Source organism: Arthrobacter sp. 01N442 (assembly GCF_056399345.1).
On sequence record NZ_JBFTRD010000005.1, the window covers coordinates 86239 to 107047 of the forward strand.

General features: G+C 66.8%; 16 protein-coding genes and 2 tRNA genes. 10 read left to right on the forward strand and 8 right to left on the reverse strand.

The features are described 5' to 3' along the window. Positions 1-72: 72 nt before the first annotated feature. The 5 genes from AC1DNC_RS11655 to bcp form a co-directional block, all read right to left on the reverse strand. A complete protein-coding gene (locus AC1DNC_RS11655; RefSeq protein WP_476862708.1) occupies positions 73-1575 on the reverse strand; it encodes a malate:quinone oxidoreductase in 1503 nt (500 codons plus the stop codon). Positions 1576-1654: 79 nt separating this feature from the next. Further along, positions 1655-3307 carry an ABC transporter substrate-binding protein gene (locus AC1DNC_RS11660; protein WP_476862935.1) on the reverse strand — a complete coding sequence of 551 codons (1653 nt, stop codon included), beginning with the start codon at positions 3305-3307 and terminating at the stop codon, positions 1655-1657. A 222-nt stretch (positions 3308-3529) separates the two neighbouring features. Next, the gene (locus AC1DNC_RS11665) at positions 3530-4207 is read right to left on the reverse strand and encodes a fasciclin domain-containing protein (protein WP_476862709.1); all 678 of its coding nucleotides are present in this window, start codon (positions 4205-4207) and stop codon (positions 3530-3532) included. Positions 4208-4484: 277 nt separating this feature from the next. Beyond that, positions 4485-4566: transfer RNA gene (locus tag AC1DNC_RS11670), tRNA-Leu, on the reverse strand. Positions 4567-4662: 96 nt separating this feature from the next. Further along, entirely contained in the window at positions 4663-5136 is a 474-nt protein-coding gene (gene bcp / locus AC1DNC_RS11675; protein ID WP_476862710.1) for a thioredoxin-dependent thiol peroxidase, read from the reverse strand. 96 nt (positions 5137-5232) lie between these two features. On the opposite strand from bcp, the gene AC1DNC_RS11680 reads away from it, so the two are divergent. The 4 genes from AC1DNC_RS11680 (at position 5233) to AC1DNC_RS11695 (ending at position 9746) form a co-directional block, all read left to right on the forward strand. Next, positions 5233-5706, forward strand: coding sequence for a MarR family winged helix-turn-helix transcriptional regulator (locus tag AC1DNC_RS11680; protein WP_476862936.1), 474 nt, complete (start codon positions 5233-5235; stop codon positions 5704-5706). A gap of 336 nt (positions 5707-6042) precedes the next feature. Then, on the forward strand, positions 6043-6177 hold the full coding sequence (locus AC1DNC_RS11685) for a hypothetical protein (RefSeq protein ID WP_476862711.1): 135 nt from the start codon (positions 6043-6045) through the stop codon (positions 6175-6177). Positions 6178-6231: 54 nt separating this feature from the next. Then, entirely contained in the window at positions 6232-6783 is a 552-nt protein-coding gene (locus AC1DNC_RS11690) for a hypothetical protein (protein WP_476862712.1), read from the forward strand. A gap of 191 nt (positions 6784-6974) precedes the next feature. After that, complete coding sequence (locus AC1DNC_RS11695; RefSeq protein ID WP_476862713.1) at positions 6975-9746, forward strand: S8 family serine peptidase; 2772 nt, start codon at positions 6975-6977, stop codon at positions 9744-9746. Positions 9747-9853: 107 nt separating this feature from the next. Here AC1DNC_RS11695 and AC1DNC_RS11700 read toward each other — a convergent pair. The 3 genes from AC1DNC_RS11700 to AC1DNC_RS11710 all read right to left on the reverse strand — a co-directional run bounded on the left by AC1DNC_RS11700 (position 9854) and on the right by AC1DNC_RS11710 (position 12206). Next, positions 9854-9929: transfer RNA gene (locus tag AC1DNC_RS11700), tRNA-Lys, on the reverse strand. 118 nt (positions 9930-10047) lie between these two features. Further along, positions 10048-11187, reverse strand: a complete 1140-nt coding sequence (locus AC1DNC_RS11705) for a PQQ-dependent sugar dehydrogenase (protein ID WP_476862714.1) — start codon at positions 11185-11187, stop codon at positions 10048-10050. A 2-nt stretch (positions 11188-11189) separates the two neighbouring features. Beyond that, entirely contained in the window at positions 11190-12206 is a 1017-nt protein-coding gene (locus AC1DNC_RS11710; protein WP_476862715.1) for a sunset domain-containing protein, read from the reverse strand. A 104-nt stretch (positions 12207-12310) separates the two neighbouring features. Between AC1DNC_RS11710 and AC1DNC_RS11715 the strand changes: the two genes are divergently transcribed. The 6 genes from AC1DNC_RS11715 to serA all read left to right on the forward strand — a co-directional run bounded on the left by AC1DNC_RS11715 (position 12311) and on the right by serA (position 20770). Beyond that, a complete protein-coding gene (locus AC1DNC_RS11715; RefSeq protein WP_476862716.1) occupies positions 12311-13279 on the forward strand; it encodes a LysR family transcriptional regulator in 969 nt (322 codons plus the stop codon). Positions 13280-13377: 98 nt separating this feature from the next. After that, positions 13378-15099, forward strand: a complete 1722-nt coding sequence (gene ilvD / locus AC1DNC_RS11720; RefSeq protein WP_476862717.1) for a dihydroxy-acid dehydratase — start codon at positions 13378-13380, stop codon at positions 15097-15099. Positions 15100-15512: 413 nt separating this feature from the next. Beyond that, complete coding sequence (locus tag AC1DNC_RS11725) at positions 15513-17411, forward strand: acetolactate synthase large subunit (protein WP_476862718.1); 1899 nt, start codon at positions 15513-15515, stop codon at positions 17409-17411. A 2-nt stretch (positions 17412-17413) separates the two neighbouring features. Continuing rightward, the gene (ilvN, locus tag AC1DNC_RS11730) at positions 17414-17926 is read left to right on the forward strand and encodes an acetolactate synthase small subunit (protein ID WP_476862719.1); all 513 of its coding nucleotides are present in this window, start codon (positions 17414-17416) and stop codon (positions 17924-17926) included. 79 nt (positions 17927-18005) lie between these two features. Then, positions 18006-19031, forward strand: a complete 1026-nt coding sequence (gene ilvC, locus AC1DNC_RS11735; RefSeq protein ID WP_476862720.1) for a ketol-acid reductoisomerase — start codon at positions 18006-18008, stop codon at positions 19029-19031. A gap of 143 nt (positions 19032-19174) precedes the next feature. Then, entirely contained in the window at positions 19175-20770 is a 1596-nt protein-coding gene (gene serA, locus AC1DNC_RS11740; protein ID WP_476862721.1) for a phosphoglycerate dehydrogenase, read from the forward strand. Positions 20771-20809 lie beyond the last annotated feature (39 nt).

Consider the following 20809-nt stretch of genomic DNA (forward strand, 5'->3'; position numbering starts at 1 on the left):
CTGGGGGTTAGCGGACGCTCGCCACGACGGAACGCCTCAATGGGACTAAACGTGCCGCAACCCGGCAGAGTTTCAGCGGTTGGCGCTGACCGGCTCCAGCTGGAGGGCGGCGGCGGTCTCGGCCTCGAGCTTTGCCGCCAGTTCCGGGTTCTCGTTGAGCTTGACGCCGTAGCCCGGCATCATCTCCTTGAGCTTGGACTGCCAGCCCTTGAAGCTCTTCGGGAAGGACTTCTGCAGCAGCTCGATCATGATCGGCACCGCGGTGGAGGCCCCCGGGGAAGCGCCGAGCAGGGCGCCGATGGTGCCGTCGCGTCCGGCGATGACCTCGGTGCCGAACTGCAGCACGCCGCCCTTCTTCGGGTCCTTCTTGATGATCTGGACCCGCTGGCCGGCGGTGATCAGTTCCCAGTCGCCGTCCTTGGCCTCCGGGTAGTACTCCCGCAGGGCCTCGACCTTGGCGCCGTGCCGCTTGGCGACTTCCTTGACCAGGTACGCGGTGAGGTCCATGTTGTCCTTCGCCACGGCCAGCATCGGGATGATGTTGGAGGGACGGATGGACAGCGGCAGGTCCAGGTAGGAGCCGTTCTTGAGGAAGTTCGTGGAGAAGCCGGCGTACGGGCCGAAGAGCAGTGAGCGCTTGCCGTTGACGAAGCGCGTGTCCAGGTGCGGGACGGACATGGGCGGGGCGCCCACGGATGCCTGCCCGTAGACCTTGGCGCTGTGCTGGGCGGCGAGGGTCTCATCGGTGCAGCGGAAGAACTGGCCCGATACCGGGAAGCCGCCAAAGCCCTTGCTTTCCGGAATGCCCGAGGCCTGCAGCAGGTGCAGCGCCCCGCCGCCGGCGCCGACAAAGACGAACTTCGCGTGGATGGAGCCGTGCTCGCCGGAGCGCGGGTGCTTCAGTGCCAGGTCCCAGCCGCCGTCGGATGCCCGGCTGATGCCGGTGACGTCGTGGCCGTAGTTGATTTCCACGCCGTTGTTGCCGAGGTAGCCGGTCAGCTCACGGGTCAGGGCGCCGAAGTCGACGTCGGTGCCCTCCGCGGCGCGGGTGGCGGCGATGTGCTGCTTCGGGTCGCGGCCCTTGACGATCAGCGGTGCCCACTTGGCGATCTGCGCGTGGTCCTCGGAGTATTCCATCGAGCGGAACAGGGGGTTCGGCTTGAGCGCCTCGTAGCGGGTGCGCAGGAACTTGGCGTTGGCATCGCCGACAACGAAGCTCATGTGCGGCACGGTGTTGATGAAGCCCTTGGGGGAGCCGATCAGCGAGTTGGTCACGAGGTGGGACCAGAACTGGCGGGACAGCTGGAACTGCTCGTTGATGTGCAGCGCCTTCGCCGGATCCACCGAGCCGTCTTTGGCTGCGGGGGAGTAGTTGAGCTCACACAGCGCGGCGTGGCCGGTACCGGCGTTGTTCCACGGTCCGGAGCTTTCCAGGCCCGGCTGGTCCAGGCGCTCGAAGAGCGAAATGGTCCAGTTCGGTTCGAGCTGCTTGAGGAAGGCGCCCAGCGTGGCGCTCATGATGCCGCCGCCTATCAGGACAACGTCGGCGTGTTGGGTCTTGGAAATGAAAGTCACAATCAGTCTCCGATAGCAGCGGCTCTGGCTGTCACAGAATATCCCCGCACGGCCCACTAACTGAAATTGGGCCGTCCCGTCAAGGCTTTAGTTGGACGTTTGTGAAAACTTCGTTCAGCACCGGCGACGCCGGGTACTTCAGCACCCGGTCGGAGAGAGCCAGGGCCGAGATCGGGAACGCGATCGGGACAGCGGGCACCGTCGCCGCGATCTGTGCATTGATGGTCTGGTACTGCTCCGTCCGGTCCTTGCCGTCCGGCAGCCCGCGGGCACGGGAGATCTTGGAGAACACCTGCGGGTCCTGGTAATCGAACTCGCCGGTGTTCTCCCCGAAGAGCGGGCCGACGAAGTTGTCCGGATCCGCGTAGGAGCCGTTCCAGCCGAGCAGGTGCAGGGCATGGTCGCCGGGGGAGGTGACCTTCTGGAGGTACCCGTCGGACCAGTCGACCGGAACCGGTTTGATATTGAGTCCGACGGCGGTCAGCTGGCGGCTGATCTCGGCGTAGACCTTTTCGGGCGTCGGAAGGTACGGGCGGGTGACGTTGAGCGGGTAGTAGAACTTCAGCACCTCGCCCTTGTAGCCGGCCTCGGCGAGGAGTTCCTTGGCCTTGTTCTGGTCGTAGCCCAGCGAGGGGGCGTTGTTGTTGAAGCCGCTCAGCTTCGGCGGCACGAACTGCGAGGCGGCGGCGGTGTTGTCGATGAAGAACTTTCGGATCAGGGTGTCCTTGTCCAGGGCCATCTCGATCGCCTGTCGGACCTTGAGCTTCCGCAGCACCGGAACTTGCTGGTTCATGCCCAGGTACATGACGGAGAACGGGTCGCGCTGGATGATCTGCTTGCCGCGCTTGACCAGTTGGTCGAAGTTTCCCACGGTCACGGAGTCGTAGGCATCGATCTTGCCGTCAAGCAGTGCCTGGAGCCGGGCCTGGGGGTGGTCGTAGGTGACGAAGTTGATCGCTCCGATCTGGCCTCTGTCCCCCCAATAGTGCTTGTTGCTGGCCAGGGTGACGGTGTTGTCCTCCCAGGAGCCGAAGACATAGGGTCCGGTGCCCACAGGGTGCAGGGCGTAGGCGGACAGGGGCTGGCCCTCGCGGTTCCGGTTCAACACATCGGCCGAGCCCGCGGCCAGGGCGCGCGGCGAGGAGATTGCGAAGGCCGGCAGGGTGAGGGCCTGCAGGAACCCGGTAAAGGGCTGGGTCAGGTCGATCCGGACGCTGTCCGCCGCCAGTGCGGTGCACCCCTTGTAGATGGACAGCGACGCCTGGTCGGAATGGGCCATGAAGACGCCCTTGAAGGTGCTGCCGGGCGCCTGTTTGCGGAGGGCGGGGGAGAAGTTGAACCAGCGCTTGAAGTTGGTGCACACTGCCGCCGCGTTGAAGGCAGTACCGTCCTGGAACTTCACGTTCTCGCGGAGCTTGAAAGTGTAGGAGCGGCCGTCGTCGCTGTTCGTCCATTCTGTTGCAAGGAGGGGCGTGGGCTTGCCGCTGGTCTGGTCGACACCGATCAGTCCTTCAAGGATCTGGCGGGTGATGCGGTAGGAGTCGACGTCGGACACGAGGGCCGGATCCAGGCCGAGCGGACGCGAGCCGGTGCCGAAGGTGAAGGTGGCGGTGGGCTCGGCGTCGGAAGCGCTGGCGGAGGTGGGCGAGGGTGCAGGGCCGGGTGTTCCGGTGCACGCAGCCAGCGGCAGCAGGAGCAGGACTGCGCCGAAACCGGCTGCGATGCGGCGCAACGCCTTTCGGGGGCCGGTACTGACGGGCGCGGTACTGCTGGGCACTCGGGAATCACCTCTGGGAACTTGTCGGCCGCCGACTGCGGAACAGCCCCAGTCTAGTTGACCGCTCCGCGGATCCCGGGAACAGGCGAAGGCCCGCACCACCGGGTGCGGGCCTTCGTTTCTCCAGGTGGATCCAGGGAGTCAGGCTGGATCCGGGTCAGGAGGGCTTGGTGATGCTTACTTGGGCATCAGGACCGAGTCGACCATGTAGACCGTGGCGTTGGCGGTCTTGACGCCACCGCAGACAACGTTGGCGCCATCGACCTTGAGCGCGTCCTTGCTGCCGGTGACGGTAACGGAACCGCCCTCAACGGTCTTGTGCGTGCCCACGATCTCGGACGGGCTGATCTTGCCCGGGACTACGTGGTAGGTCAGGATTTTGCTCAGCAGGGCGTCGTCCGTCTTGAGCTTGTTGATGGTGGCGGCGTCGATCTTCTTGAACGCGTCATCCGTCGGAGCGAAGACAGTGAATTCGCTGCCATTCAGGGTGTCCACCAGGTTGACCTTGGGGTTGAGCTTGCCGGAAACGGCTGCGGTCAGGGTGGTCAGGATCGGGTTGTTGGAGGCGGCAACGGCCACCGGATCCAGGGCCATGCCGGCAACAGAACCCTTGCCATCGGGAACCTTGGCGGCGTAGCCGGCGCAGCCGGAGCCGACCAGGTCAGCTGCCGGGTCCATGGCTGCAGCGGAGGAGCTCATGGACGGCGACGGTGCCATGCTCGATTCCATCGGCGTGGATGCCGGAGCCGAGGAGGAGCTGGAGCCGGTGCTGGAACCGCCACAGGCAGTGAGGCTGAGCATGGCTGCAGCAGCGATACCTGCAACGGCGAAAGTCGTGCGCTTGATGGTCTGCATTTCGATTCTCCTTTGTTGTGCCGATTTCATTGCCTGCAGCGGACCTCTTTGCCGCTGTGGCCTTTCTCCGACTGGTGGGCACCGACCCTTGGTTGGTGTCTCAATGGGTATTCGGGAGCTCGGCTGAAAGGGATGGGTGGGAATCGAAATTCTTTTTTTGGCCCGGCCCGCGGCGGCCGCTCCAGCCCGCGGTTCCCGCGTGATTCCGGGGTTTCTGGCAGTCACGGGCCATGGTTAAGACGCGAAACCCCGGTCATCGGTCCGGGGTTTCGTATTGTGCGCAAGGGGGGACTTGAACCCCCACGCCCGAAGGCACAGGAACCTAAATCCTGCGTGTCTGCCAATTTCACCACTCGCGCGCGGCGCCGTCGTTCGCGGAACCAATAGGACCTCGACGGCGGATGCCAGCCACCAGTCTACAGTTCTGCCCGCAGTCCGGCGCCTGGACTCGAATCTTAGGCGTCCAGCTTCAAGTCGCGGAGCAGTTTGGCGACATGGCCGGTGGCACGCACGTTGTACTGGGCCAGGGCGACCTTGCCCTCCGGGTCGACCACCACGGTGGACCGGATGAGCCCGTCATAGGTGCGGCCGTAGTTCTTCTTCTCGCCCCATGCGGCGTAGGCCTCCGCCACAGCGTGGTCCGGATCGGAGAGCAGCGGGAAGCTGAGCCGTTCGGCGGCCGCAAAGGCGGCGAGCTTCTGAACCGGATCGGGGGAGATGCCTACGACTTCGTAGCCGGCCCGCTGCAGGGCGGCGAGGGAGTCCCGGAAGTCGCAGGCCTGCTTAGTGCACCCGGGCGTGGCGGCCGCAGGGTAGAAATAGACCACCGTGTTCCGGCCGCGGAAGTCCTGCAGGCCGACCGTGCGTCCCGCCGAGTCCAACAGCTGAAAGTCCGGTGCCACAGTGCCGGGAACGAGTCGTTCGGTCATGTATCTCTCCTGATAAAAATAGGGGGAATTCCAGCCTAGTGAGCGCGGGCGCAGTCGACGAATCGGACAATCGTTATACTCTTTGGTATGCCTGATATGGATCGCTGGCCCACTGGCCGCCTATTGTCCACGGCAGCACGCCTTGTAGAACACTCCTGGAATGAGAAGCTGGGGGCCATCGGCCTCACCCACGCGGGGGTCATTGCGATGGAAGTGCTCTCCGTCCAAGGACCCATGACCCAAGCGCAGCTGGCGCAACTGGTTCGTGTGCAAGCCCAGACCATGGGTAAGACCCTGAGCCGGCTCGAAGCCCATGGCCACATCTCCCGGGAGCGCAGTGCCTCCGACCGCCGCAGCCACGTCGTCACCCTGACGGACCGCGGCCGCGAAGCCGTCGTTGCGGCCGCGGACATGGAACGCTCGGTCCTTGCTGCCGCCTCGATTGATCCCGACTCGCTGCGCCACGAGTTGCAGTCCGTGGTCCGGGAACTGGCCAACCGCATGTCGACGACGGAAGCGAAGGCGATCGTCACCTCGGCCGAGTCGAGTGTGCCCGCTAAGGCCAACTAGGCCCCTGCGAGCGGCAGCGGTATGCGCGCCGGGCGAGAGTGTGACTGCCCAAAAACGAGTACCAATTACTGGTGCTGAGCACCTGACACTGGGCAAACATGGGGGGCATGACGAGCTACGTCCTTGAGCCTAGATCCCTTGAGCATCACTGTCAGTGCTGCGGCGAATTTGCCACTGCGGTTTTCTGCGAGGACTGCGACCCCCACATTGCATCGCCCGAGGATTCCTAGGGGTGGAGGTTGTCTCGTAAACCGGGCTAATGGCCGCGGCTTTTCTGCTGTTTGACAGGCCGTGTCCTGCCCCTGTGCCGGGCAAAGGCTCGCATAGAGTTTTCCTATGGAAATGGTGCCGCCGCCCGAGCTTGAAGGGCAGACCTCGATCAACGAGTTGCTCGACGAGCCTCTGGGCACCTTGCCGATCCAGCTGACGTTGCCCATCCATTTCCAGCTGGCGGTGGCGGGACGGAGCTAGGACCGCGCCCGGAAATCCCGGAGGCACCTAACACCGAACCGTAGGATGTTGAGGATGAGAACGCGTAGGGGAATCTTTGCCGCCGTGCCGGCCCTTGCAGTCCTCGCCATCACCGCCTTCACTGCTCTCGCCATCGCCGCTCCGGCCGACGCCGAACCGTGCGGACCGGTCATTCTGGTTCCGCTGGGACGATGCGAGCCCTCGGCCACGCCCACCCCGCAGCCTACGAGCACCCCCAAGCCCCCGGCCACGGCTACGGCAGCACCGTCGGCGGCGCCGGTCGTGCCGGCATCGTCTTCCGCCGCACCGGCGAGACCCGCACCAGCCCCATCGGCGACACGCTCCGCCCGGCCGACGCCGTCCAAGGCCCCGGTCCCGTCCCCGTCTTCGGTTCCTGTCAGGGCAAACGTCCCGTCCACCACGGCAGACGGGACGCCGTCGTCGGCGCCCTCGGCCGTCGCTGTGGCACCCGCCGTCGTCGTCCAAGGCTCACAAGGCAGCGGCACCAGCCTGCGGGCGGGGGCTTTACTGCTGGCCGTCGGTGGCGTGCTGCTGTCAGCTTGGGCGCTTATGGCACTCAGCCGCCGCGGGAACCGGGCTCCCTAGTAATGGCAGCGGACAGCAGAGCTCGAGTGTCAGCAGGAAACGCGCAGTAAAGACCAAGGGCTCCCGCAATTTGCGGCTGGAACCGTTTTCCCTGGGTTAGAGTTCTGGCGGGGGCAGACGCCGGTTGAGCGCGAGTGTTTCCCGCTCTCGCCCGTCCGCCGGCCCACGCCGGCCATGCCCTGAGGACCCGCATGACTGCACCGCGTCTGTCTACGGCCGCCGTATCACTCAGCACAGCCGCTGTCCTGCTCAGCACGCTGTTCGCGTCTCCTGCCGCCGCGGGCCCGGATCCGGCCATCGACGCACACCCGGCCGCCCCGTCGTCGACTTCTTCGGCGCCGCCTGCCGCGGCCACCGGGCGGTTCGTCGTCAAGTTCAAGTCCGGAACCGCCGGTACAGCCAGCGCCCGGGGCAACGCGTACGGACAGGCTGCCAGGGCCGCGGGGGTTTCTGTCAAGGAACTGCGCACCACGGCCCGTGGTGCGGCCGTGGTACGGACCGCCAGCGCGCTGACCGCCGGTGAGAGCGCCAAAGTCCTCGCCTCCCTGCGCAGCCAGTCCAATGTCGAGTATGCCGAACCGGACACCTTTGTCCGCCAGGCGTCGACCCCGAACGATCCGCTCTTCCCCAAGCAGTGGGATCTCTCCGAAGACACCGGCGGGATGCGCGTCCCCGCCGCCTGGGACATGAGTTCCGGACAAGGCGTCGTAGTGGCAGTCATCGACACTGGCATCACGGCCCACAGCGACCTACCGAACGTCCTGCCCGGCTACGACTTCATTTCCGACAGCACCATGTCCAACGACGGTGACGGCCGCGACGGCGACGCCACCGACGCCGGCGATTACTGCAACGGCTCATCATCGTCCTGGCACGGAACGCATGTGGCCGGAACCATCGGGGCCGCGGCCAACAACGGCATCGGCATCGCCGGCGTTGCCTATTCGGCGAAGATCCTTCCCGTCCGCGCCCTGGGGGCCTGCGGCGGCTACCTGAGCGACATCGCCGACGCCGTCGTCTGGGCCTCCGGCGGGACCGTCTCGGGTGTTCCGGCAGCCACGAGCCGCGCCAAAGTCATCAACATGTCCCTCGGCGGCGCCGGCCAGTGCGGCAGCTACTTCCAGTCCGCGCTGGACTTCGCCGCCGCACAGGGCGTGACAGTAGTCGCAGCTGCCGGCAACTCGAATGCTCCCGCCGCCGGTTCCACCCCGGGCAACTGCAACAACATCATAACCGTCGGGGCCACGGGACGTGAAGGCAGCCGATCGTACTACTCCAACTTCGGTCCCGAGGTCGACGTCAGTGCACCCGGCGGCGACGGCTCAACCGGTGGGGCCAACACGATTCTCTCGACCTTGAACGACGGCAGCACCACGCCGGGCGCCGAGACGTACGGCTACATGCAGGGCACCTCGATGGCCGCACCCCACGTGGCCGGCGCCGCCGCCCTCATCATGTCCGCCAACCCGGACCTCACGCCCGCCGACGTCGAAGCCATCCTCAAGCAGACGGCGCGGCCGCTGCCGGGCAGCTGCGACACGGGAGGCTGCGGCGCAGGCCTGGTGGATGCCGCAGCCGCCGTGCGGGTTGCCCAGCCCGGCTGGCAGCCGCCCGCAACGGAGCCGATTGTTTCGGGCACCCCAACAATCCAGGGCAGCGCCCGTGTGGGCTCGGTGCTCACAGCCGTCCCGGGCAGCTGGACGCCCAACGCGTCGTTCAGCTACCAGTGGTACCGCGCCGGGACCGCCATCGACGCTGCCACCGCCAGCACCTACACCGTGACCGCGGCGGACCTGGACCAGAGCCTCACGGTGGCCGTCACCGGCACCATGTACGGCTACGATCCGGCGACAGCCACCTCGGCGCCCACTCCGGCCGTCGGTCCCGGCACCTTCACGCCCACGGCACCGGCCATTACCGGGGTGCCAACGCTCGGCTCCATCATGGGCATCCGCAGCAACTCCACCACCTGGCCGGCGGGCACGGGCCTGGGCTGGCAGTGGTACCGCTCCGGCGTTCCCATCGACGGTGCCACCTCATCCTCGTACACGGCCAAGGTGGCGGACGTCGGTCATCAGCTGACCATCAGCGCCACAGGCAAGAAGGCCGGCTACACCACCCTGACCGTCGTATCCGCGCCCGTCACGATAGCGCCAGGCACCGTCCCGGATCCGGTGCTCACCGTAACGGGCAGCGCCCGGGTGGGCATGTCGCTCCTTGGCAGGTTGAGCGAGCAAACCGGCTGGCAGTACAACGGCACAAGAACCTGGCAGTGGTACCGGTCGGGGCTGCCGGTCCCGGGCACCAACCACCCCTACTACGACATCACCGCGGCGGACCTGGGCAAATCGATCATGGGGCGTGTGACACGCACCCAGCCCGGCTACGCCACCATCGTCAAGGAAACCCCGCACTACGTCGTCATCGCCGGGATCCTTTCGGGCCCGACGCCCCTGATCAACGGGACCAGGAAGGTCGGCTACACGCTGACCGCAGCCTCCGGGACCTGGACCCTGGGCGCGACCCTGAAGTACCAGTGGTACCGCTCCGGCAGCGCCATCACGGGAGCCACGGCGTCCAAGTACACCCTTGGAGCGGCGGACCGGGGCAAGTCCATGCGGGTCCGGGTGACCGGATCGAAGGCCGGCTACACGACGCTCGCCAAGTACTCGGGATCGACCAGCGCCATCGCGACCGGGTCCTTGGCCTCATCACGGCCTTGGATGGGCGGATACGCGCGGTATGGCTACACCTTGACCGCGCATCCGGGCACCTGGACCGCCGGCACAACCTTGCGCTACCAGTGGTACCGGTCCGGCGTGCCCATTTCCGGCGCCACTGGCCGGTATCACCGGATCACCTGGGCCGACCGCTACGACGTCATGAGTCTGCGCGTCATCGGGTCGAAAGCGGGATACACGAGCCTGGCCAGGTACTCGGGCTACAGCGCACGGGTCCCGTAAACCGCGCTGCGTCTGCCGTGTGAGCCACGCGGCAGACGCGGTGGCTTCTGGGCAAAAAAGAAACCCCGTCCGGCAAGCTTTTCAGCCTGCCGAACGGGGTTTTCCTTTGGTGCACCCCCCGGGACTCGAACCCGGAACCCATTGATTAAGAGTCAATTGCTCTGCCAGTTGAGCTAGAGGTGCAGCTGTTGTTTTCGTTTCCCTCGGGCTTTTTATTTCCCGCGGTGTTCTCCGCAACGACATGAAACTCTACACGAGTTTTACTGCAGTGTGAAATCGAGCGTCCGACGACGCTCCACGGCTAGCCGGGGAGCGTCAAAATCAGCACAAAATCAGGGTTCTTGCCGTTGCTGAGGGCCCAGAGGCGGCCGTCAGGAGCGAGCGAAACGTCGCGGATCCGGCCGTACTCGCCTGTGAAATAGGCCACAGGATCGCCGGCGTATTCGCCGCGCAACGGAACCGCCCACAGTCGCTGGCCCCGGAGTGCGCCCAGGTAGGCCGTGTCGTCGACAATTTCGAGTCCGCTGGGCGAGGAGTCCGCTGTCGAAGGCCACACCACCTTGGCATCAAGGAAGCCCGCGCGGTGCGGGGCGCCCGTCACCTCGGGCCAGCCGTAGTTACCGCCCGGGACAATCAGGTTCAGTTCGTCGTCTCTGTCCGGGCCGAATTCGCTGGCCCACAACCGGCCCGCGCTGTCCCAGTCGAGGCCTTGGACGTTCCGGTGCCCCAGGCTGTAGACGGGGTTCGCGCCGAAGGGGTTGCCGGGGGCCGGGTTGCCGTCCGGGGTGAGGCGGAGGATCTTGCCGCCGAGGGCGTTGCGGTCCTGCGGTTGGCCGCGGCGCTGGGAGTCACCGGTTCCGACGTAGAGGTATCCGTCAGGGCCGAACCGGATGCGGCCGCCGTTATGCGTGGACGCCTTGGGGATGCCGGTAAAGATGACTTCGGGGGAGCCCAGGTCCGGCAGGCCGTCCTTGCCGAGCCGGAAGCGTGCGATCCGGTTGTCCGCGTTGGCCGTGAAGTACGCGTAGAGGTACCTGCCGGTTGCGAGGTCGGGGGAGATGGCCAGCCCCAGCAGTCCGCCCTCGCCGCCGGGAACGACGTCGGGCACCTTGCCGACCGTCGCTGCGGCAGCGCCCCCTCGGGGCGGCACCGCCTTCACCAGCCCGCTGTCCCGCTCCGAGATGAGGGCCGTGCCGTCCGGCAGGAAGACCGTGGACCACGGCATCGCCAGCCCGGCGTCGATGCGGCCAGCGACTCGCAGCGCCGCCGGCGCGCCTTGGCTACCTGCGTCTTGGCTACGAGCGCTCTGGCTGCCGGCGGCCGGGGTGTTAACGTCCGGGGGAGCGGTGGGGCCGGGAGTGCAGCCGGCCGCGGCCAGGGCGGCGGTCAGCGCCGCCCCGGCCGCTGCCCGGGCCGCGCGCCGTGGCGACCGCCGCCGCATTGCTAGATCCGGGACCGGCGTGGCGGCCGGAAGCCTGCCGCTTCGGCGTGGGCGGCAGAGAGGAACCAGACCTCGGCCACGGTCTCCTCGTAGGAGGGGCTGGTTTCGTCGTGGTAGATCATCGACGACGCGTTCCCCTTGACGGTGAATCCCTCTGGCCCGCTTCCGTCCGGGGCCGGCGCGGCGGAACCCTCGCCGTATGGCTGTTCAACGGCCAGGTGCCCGGCCGGTGCCGCGGGATGCCCGGCCGGCGCCGCGGAGTGGCTGGCTGCGCCCTCGGTGAGTGCGGCCGACGACGCGGCCTGTGCCGTCTCCAGCTCTGCAGCCTCGGCCGCCGCGGACTCCGCGCCGGGGAGGGTGGGGGCATGCGGTTCGGTGTATTCGGCGTGGTGCACCGGGACATGTTCCGCCGACTGAGATTCCGGCGTGGTGGCGGCAGCGGCCGCTCCCGTCGCAGGGTTCGTGGAGGCCTCGGCGTGGGAGCCGGGTGCCAGCTGCTCGCCGTGGCCGCCGTGGTGAAGGTCGTGGTGCGTGGCGGCGTGCGCCTCGGCGGGCGGCGTCTCCGACCACTGGGTCTCCCACTCAGGGTTTTCCTCCGCTGCGCTTCCGACGGCGGTGCCCTCCTGGGAGGCGCTCTCGATGCGGGGGCTCTTGACGTCAGGGATCCCGACGTCGGCGGACTCGGGGGCCGTGCTGCCGGCCGGAGGACTCACTGTTGCCGCGCGGTCGTCGGCTGTGGTGGGCGGCACCGGTTCCGCGTTGCCGAATCCGGCGGCGGACGGAATACCGGTGGTGGCGGCCGCTGCGGCCGACGCGGCGGCGGTACCCCCGGACAGGGCGCCGTCGTGGCTGGGCCGGGCCTCGGAAAGCCGGTCCTCGGAAACCCGCGGTGCGGCGGGCGTTCCTGCCCCGGTGGACGGCGGGGTTGCAGCGCCAGTGCGGGCGTTGTTGCGGTTCAGCAGCCACCACACGACCCCGACAATGACCACGATGACGACGAGCCAGATAATCCAATCCATAGTCGAATCCTTTGTCCGGGCGGCAAGGTTGCCGCTGTTTGACGTTACGTCCGGCCCGACGCGGCTGTCCAGCGTTCCGGACGCGCCCCGTGTAGCCTCGCTGCATGGATTTCAAGCGACTGCAGATTCTCCGCGAGCTGGCGGACCGCGGCTCCGTGGGCGCCACGGCGGAGTCCATGCGGGTGACGCCCTCGGCCGTCTCGCAGCAGCTGAAAATCCTGCAGGACGAGCTCGGCGTGGTGCTCGTTGAGAAGTCCGGCAGGGGAGTGCGGCTGACCGAGGCGGGGCTGGCCATGGCCGGAGCCGCGGCAGAGGTGTCCACGGCCATGGCCCGTGCGGAGGCCACCATCGACACCTACCGGCTCGGCTGGCAGACGCAGATCAAGGCGGCATTCTTTCCGAGTGCCGCGGAAATGTTCCTGCCAGGACTGCTGCACCGCGTGAAGGAGATCGACGGGCTCCGCTTCGAGGCGCACTTCGAGGACCCCGGAGTGGCCGGATTCGCCGCCCTGGCCGCCGACTACGACATCGTCCTGGCCCACAGCGTGGACGGGCCCGAGGTCTTCGCCCGCCAGGGCCTGCAAGTGATCCCCCTGCTGGAGGAGCCGCTGGACGTAGCAGTCCCAACGGACCACGAACTGGCCGGCAAGGCGACGCTCAGCGCGGAGGACGTCATCGGCTACCCCTGGATGGGCGTGCCCGACGGCTTCCCCTTTGATACCGTGCTGCGCCAGATCGAGATGCAGGCCGATTCCCCGGCCCTGCGGGCCCAGCTCTTCCCGGACCTGCGCGTGCTGGAGGCCCTTGTCAGCGCCGGGCACGGGCTCAGCCTGCTGCCGCGCTACACCGCCCTGAAGAACCAGGGCCGCGGCTTCGTGCTCCGACCGCTCCGCGGCGTGAAGGCCAGCCGGAGCATCGTGGCCCTGGCCCGCCCCGAGGCCGCGGCGCGCACCACCATCCAGCAGGTGCTCGTGCTGCTCAAAGCGGAGGCCCAGGCCCTCGCCGATGCGCCCGAATTGCGTGATGCGGCTCACAGCATCCAGGGCAATGCCGCGCTTACGTCCAGCAAATGAGACAAGCGTCCACTATTTGGGCGAAATATTCCCGGTTTTGCGCTTAATGAGCCAATCCGGCTCGTTGCTGCCCTCGGCGGAGCCCTAGACTTTGAGCCATGAGTGAGGACACCCAAACAGCGACAGAGACCAAGCCGGACATCAAGCCCCGCAGCCGGGTCGTCACCGACGGAATCCACGCAGCCCCCGCGCGCGGCATGTTCCGGGCGGTCGGCATGGGCGACGACGACTTCGCCAAGCCCCAGGTGGGCGTGGCAAGTTCGTGGAACGAAATCACTCCCTGCAACCTTTCCCTGAACCGACTGGCCCAAGGCGCGAAGGAAGGCGTCCACGCCGGCGGCGGTTTCCCGATGCAGTTCGGCACCATCTCGGTTTCCGACGGCATCTCCATGGGCCACGAGGGCATGCACTTCTCCCTCGTCTCGCGTGAGGTTATTGCGGACTCGGTCGAGACCGTGATGCAGGCCGAGCGGATCGACGGCTCGGTGCTGCTGGCCGGCTGCGACAAGTCCCTGCCGGGCATGCTGATGGCCGCTGCCCGCCTCGACCTGGCCAGCGTCTTCCTTTACGCCGGCTCCATCATGCCCGGCTGGGTCAAGCTGGAGGACGGCTCCGAAAAAGAGGTCACCCTCATTGACGCCTTCGAAGCCGTGGGCGCCTGCGCCGCCGGCAAGATGAGCATGGAGGACCTGACCCGGATCGAAAAGGCCATCTGCCCGGGCGAAGGCGCCTGCGGCGGCATGTACACGGCCAACACCATGGCCTGCATCGGCGAGGCCCTCGGCATGTCCCTCCCCGGCTCCGCCGCGCCGCCCTCGGCCGACCGCCGTCGTGATGACTTCGCACGCAAGTCCGGCGAGGCTGTGGTGAACCTGCTCCGCCTCGGCATCACCGCCCGCGACATCATGACCAAGAAGGCGTTCGAGAACGCGATCGCCGTCACCATGGCCTTCGGCGGTTCGACGAACGCTGTCCTGCACCTGCTGGCCATCGCCCGCGAAGCCGAGGTCGAGCTGACCCTGGACGACTTCAACCGGATCGGCGACAAGATCCCGCACCTGGGCGACCTGAAGCCCTTCGGCCGCTACGTGATGACCGACGTCGACAAGATCGGCGGCGTGCCGGTGATCATGAAGGCCCTGCTCGACGCCGGCCTGCTGCACGGCGACTGCCTGACCGTGACCGGCAAGACCGTCGCGGAGAACTTGGACGCCATCAACCCGCCGGACGTCGACGGCAAGATCCTCCGCGCCCTGGACAACCCGATCCACAAGACCGGCGGCATCACCATCCTGCACGGCTCGATGGCACCGGAAGGTGCCGTCGTCAAGAGCGCCGGCTTCGACGCCGACGTCTTCGAGGGCACCGCCCGCGTCTTCGAGCGCGAGCAGGGTGCCCTGGACGCGCTGGACAAGGGCGAGATCAAGGCCGGCGACGTCGTCGTCATCCGCTACGAGGGCCCCAAGGGCGGACCGGGCATGCGCGAGATGCTGGCCATCACCGGCGCCATCAAGGGCGCCGGCCTCGGCAAGGACGTCCTGCTGCTCACCGACGGCCGCTTCTCGGGCGGCACCACCGGCCTGTGCATCGGCCACGTCGCTCCGGAAGCGGTCGACGGCGGCCCCATCGCCTTCGTCAAGGACGGCGACCGGATCCGCGTCGATATTGCCGCCCGGTCGTTCGACCTCCTGGTGGAGCCGGCCGAGCTCGAAGCGCGCAAGGTGGGCTGGGAGCCGTTGCCGGCCAAGTTCACCAAGGGCGTGCTCGCCAAGTACGCAAAGCTGGTCCACAGCGCCTCCACCGGTGCCTACTGCGGGTAATACCTTCCCCAAGGACGCGGCGAGAGCGCCGCGTCCTTGGGGCCCCTCGGTATTCCCCTTACTAAGCCCTGCCGCCTAAAGCTGACGGGTCACCAAGGAAGAGTCGAGGGTCCCAACCCGTGGACAGTGTTGTCCACATCGTGAGACAGGCCGCAGGCTCGTTGACACCTGTCTCACCAAGAGGGAAAACTGAACGCATGATCGAGATCGTTACCGGCGGCGCTTGCGCAGCTGCAGTCGTCGTCCTTACCAAGCGCGTGGCTCAATAGCCGTTCCTGGTAACGAATCGCCACGCGCAAACCCCTCGAAGAGCCTCCAGGCTGAGGGGTTTTTTTTATTTCCGTTCCACCAGCACCACCAGCACCACACGATCACCGTAGATCCACCCACAGATCCACCAAAGGAAGAGTCCGATGAGCAAAGGATCGCCGATCAGCCCCTCGCTGATGGCCACAAAGTCCGCTGGAGCCCACAAGGCTCCGGAACGCATCGAACGCCCGGCAGACGCCGGCGTCGAGCATGCTGCTGCCTCTCCCGTCCTTGGGCCGAACACCGTCGTACCCCCGACGGTGATGACAGGCTCGCAAGCAATCGTCCGCTCGCTCGAAGAACTCGGCGTCCAGGACATTTTCGGTTTGCCCGGTGGCGCGATCCTGCCCACCTATGACCCTTTGATGGCCTCCAAAATGAACCACATTCTGGTGCGCCACGAACAGGGAGCCGGCCACGCCGCGCAAGGCTATGCCATGGTCACCGGGCGGGTGGGCGTCTGCATCGCCACCTCCGGCCCGGGCGCCACCAACCTCGTTACCGCCATCATGGATGCCCACATGGACTCCGTGCCGATGGTCGCTATCACTGGACAGGTCTCCAGTGGGGTGATCGGCACCGACGCTTTCCAGGAAGCGGACATCGTCGGCATCACGATGCCGATCACCAAGCACTCCTTCCTGGTCACCGACCCCAACGACATCCCGCACGTGATGGCTGAGGCATTCCACCTCGCCTCGACGGGCCGCCCCGGCCCCGTCCTGGTGGACGTGGCCAAGGATGCCCAGCAGGGCCAGATGACGTTCTCCTGGCCGCCGAAGATCGACCTGCCCGGCTACCGGCCTGTACTCCGCGGCCACAGCAAGCAGGTCCGTGAAGCCGCGCGGCTGATCGCCGCCGCCAACAAGCCGGTGCTCTACGTCGGCGGCGGCGTCGTCAAGGCGCACGCGTCGGCCGAACTGCGGGAGCTCGCCGAACTCTCCGGCGCCCCCGTGGTTACGACGCTGATGGCCCGCGGCGTCTTCCCGGACTCGCACCCTCAGCACGTCGGCATGCCCGGCATGCACGGCACGGTTTCCGCCGTTACCGCGCTGCAGCAGTCCGACCTCCTGATCACGCTCGGCGCGCGCTTCGATGACCGGGTCACCGGCATCCTGAAGTCCTTCGCCCCGAATGCCAAGGTCATCCACGCGGACATCGACCCGGCCGAGATCTCCAAGAACCGCACCGCCGATGTGCCGATCGTGGGCTCGGTCAAGGAAATCATCCCGGAGCTCAGCGAGGCGCTGCGCCTGCAGTTCGAGGCCTCCGGCACCCCGGACCTGACGAACTGGTGGGCCTTCCTGAATAACCTCAAGGAGACCTACCCGCTCGGCTGGACCGAGCCGGAGGACGGCCTCAGCGCGCCGCAGCGCGTGATCGAGCGGATCGGTGCCCTCACCGGCCCGGAGGGCGTCTACGTCGCCGGCGTCGGCCAGCACCAGATGTGGGCCTCGCAGTTCATTAAGTACGAACGCCCGCATGCCTGGCTGAACTCCGGCGGCGCCGGCACCATGGGCTATGCCGTACCTGCCGCCATGGGAGCCAAGGTGGGGGAGCCGGACCGGGTGGTCTGGGCGATCGACGGCGACGGCTGCTTCCAGATGACCAACCAGGAACTCGCCACCTGCGCCATCAACAAGATCCCGATCAAGGTGGCGGTGATCAACAACTCCTCGCTGGGCATGGTGCGCCAGTGGCAGACCCTCTTCTACGAGGGCCGCTACTCCAACACGGACCTGAACACCGGCCATGACACCGTCCGCATCCCGGACTTCGTCAAGCTGGCGGACGCCTACGGCTGCGCCTCGTTCCGTTGCGAACGCGACGAGGACATCGACGCCACCATCCAGCAGGCCCTGGCGATCAACGACCGCCCCGTGGTGATCGACTTCGTCGTCAGCCCCAACTCCATGGTGTGGCCGATGGTCCCCGCCGGAGTCAGCAACGACCAGATCCAGGTTGCCCGCAACATGACCCCGGACTGGGAAGAAGAGGACTGAACATGACCCGCCATACACTCTCCGTCCTGGTCGAGGATAAGCCCGGCGTGCTGACCCGCGTGGCCAGCCTCTTCGCCCGGCGCGCCTTCAACATCAATTCCCTGGCTGTCGGCCCCACCGAAGTTCCGGGCATCTCCCGGATGACCGTCGTGGTCGACGCCGACGGTGAGCTGATCGAACAGGTCACCAAACAGCTGAACAAGCTGATCAACGTGATCAAGATCGTCGAGCTCACCCCCGAATCTTCCGTACAGCGCGACCACATCCTGGTCAAGGTACGTGCGGATGCCGCAACCCGGCTGCAAGTAACCCAGGCAGCCGATCTCTTCCGCGCTTCAGTGGTCGACGTCTCCACCGAGTCGGTCGTCATCGAAGCCACCGGCCACCCCGACAAGCTCTCGGCACTGCTTTCGGTGCTGGAGCCCTTCGGCGTCCGCGAAATCGTGCAGTCCGGTACCCTCGCCGTCGGACGCGGGTCCCGCTCCATGAGCGACCGGGCCCTGCGCTCCGCCTAAATCGGGCCCGCCGGGCCTGCCGCAACATCCCCGAGTTTCACAGACAACACCACAGAATCCATTCAAAGGAGACACCCCAGTGACTGAAATGTTCTACGACGACGACGCCGACCTGTCGATCATCCAGGGCCGCACCGTCGCCGTCATCGGTTACGGCTCCCAGGGCCACGCCCACGCCCTCAGCCTGCGCGATTCCGGTGTTGACGTCCGCGTCGGCCTGAAGGAAGATTCCAAGTCCCGCGCCAAGGCCGAGGCCGAGGGCTTGCGCGTGCTCAACGTCGCCGACGCCACCGTCGAAGCAGACCTCATCATGATCCTCACCCCGGACCAGGTCCAGCGCCACGTCTACGCCGAGGACATCGCCCCGAACCTGCAGGCCGGCGACGCCCTGTTCTTCGGCCACGGCTTCAACATCCGCTACGGCTACATCCAGCCGCCGGCCGACGTCGATGTCGCCCTCGTCGCCCCCAAGGGCCCGGGCCACATCGTGCGCCGCGAGTTCGAAGCCGGCCGCGGCGTGCCGGACCTGATCGCCGTGGAGCAGAACGCTTCCGGCAAGGCCAAGGAACTGGCCCTGTCCTATGCCAAGGCGATCGGCGGCACCCGCGCCGGCGTCATCGAGACCACCTTCACCGAAGAGACCGAAACCGACCTCTTCGGCGAGCAGGCGGTCCTCTGCGGCGGCGCCTCGCAGCTGATCATGTACGGCTTCGAGACCCTCACCGAGGCCGGCTACAAGCCCGAGGTCGCCTACTTCGAGGTGCTGCACGAGCTCAAGCTGATCGTTGACCTGATGGTCGAGGGCGGCATCGCGAAGCAGCGCTGGAGCGTCTCCGACACCGCGGAATACGGCGACTACGTCTCCGGCCCGCGCGTCATCACCCCCGAGGTGAAGGAGAACATGAAGGCTGTCCTCAAGGACATCCAGGACGGCACCTTCGCCAAGCGGTTCATCGACGACCAGGACGCCGGAGCCCCCGAGTTCAAGGCCCTGCGCAAGAAGGGCGAAGACCACCCGATCGAGGCCACCGGCCGCGAACTGCGCAAGCTGTTCTCCTGGATCAAGAACGAAGACGACTACACCGAAGGATCAGTAGCCCGCTAAATCCCGGTGGTGGTGGGCGGTGGTGTCCTTGAAGGCTGCGTTGTTGCGTGAGGAACGAGCGCAGCAGCCGAAAGGACACCGCCGCCCACCACCCAACGTTCCAAATCCCCACCTGATACACAAGAGAGCTAAAGAGGTCACCGGTGACAAGCACCAAACCTGTCGTACTCCTCGCTGAGGAACTTTCGCCCGCCACAGTCGAGGCCCTCGGCCCGGACTTTGAAATCCGCCAGACCGACGGAGCCGACCGTTCCCAGCTGCTCTCCGCGATCGCCGACGTCGACGCGATCCTGATCCGTTCCGCCACCCAGGTCGACGCCGAGGCCATCGCCGCCGCGAAGAACCTCAAGGTGATCGCGCGCGCCGGCGTGGGCCTGGACAACGTCGACATCAAGGCCGCCACGCAGGCCGGCGTCATGGTGGTCAACGCCCCGACGTCGAACATCGTCTCCGCCGCCGAACTCACCGTCGGCCACATCCTCAGCCTCGCCCGCCACATCCCGCAGGCCTCCGCCGCGCTCAAGGACGGCGAATGGAAGCGGTCCAAGTACACCGGCACCGAGCTCTTCGAGAAGAAGATCGGCATCATCGGCCTCGGCCGGATCGGCGCCCTGGTCGCGGCCCGGCTGAAGGGCTTCGACACGAAGATCCTCGCCTACGACCCCTACATCACCTCCGCCCGCGCCGCCCAGCTCGGCGTGCAGCTGGTGACCCTGGACGAGCTGCTCGCCCAGTCCGACTTCATCACCATCCACATGCCCAAGACGCCCGAGACCGTCGGCATGCTCGGCGCCGAGGCGTTCAAGAAGATGAAGCCCAGCGCTTACGTCGTCAACGTCGCCCGCGGCGGCCTGGTCGACGAGGAAGCCCTGTTTGCCGCGCTGGAGTCGGGCGAGATCGCCGGCGCCGGCGTCGACGTGTTTGTCAAGGAGCCCAGCACCGACCTGCCGTTCTTCAAGCTCGACAACGTCGTGGTGACCCCGCACCTGGGTGCCTCCACCGACGAGGCCCAGGAAAAGGCCGGCGTCTCGGTGGCGAAGTCCGTCCGGCAGGCCCTTGCCGGCGAGCTGGTGCCTGACGCCGTGAACGTCGCCGGCGGCGTCATCGCCCCGGACGTACGCCCCGGCATCCCGCTGATCGAGAAGCTGGGCCGGATCTTCACCGCCATGACCCACGCCTCGCTGACGCAGTTCGACGTCGAGGTGGCTGGCGAGATCTCGTCGCTGGACGTCAAGGTCCTCGAGCTCGCGGCCCTCAAGGGCATCTTCGCCGACGTCGTGACCGAACAGGTCTCCTACGTCAACGCGCCGGTGATCGCCGAGCAGCGGGGGATCAACGTCCGGCTCATCACCACACCGGACACGGAGTCCTACCGCAACGTACTGACCCTGCGGGGGGCGCTCAGCGACGGCAGCCAGATCTCGGTGGCCGGCACGCTGACCGGGCCCAAGCAGATCCAGAAGCTCGTCGGGATCAACGGCTTCGAGGTCGAGATTCCGATCAGCGAACACCTCGTGGTGGTGGCCTATTCGGACCGCCCCGGCGTGATTGGCACGATCGGCCACATCCTCGGCATGAACAACATCAACATTGCCGGCATGCAGGTGGCACGCCAGGATGAGGGCGGCCAGGTGCTTGCCCTGCTGACCATCGACAGCTCCGTGCCGCAGCAGGTCCTGGAAGCGATCAAGGCCGGAATCGGGGCCGACATGGTCCGCGAGGTCGACCTCGAGGACTAGGTCCCCAACGTGGGCGCCTGCGGCGGCAACACCGTCGCA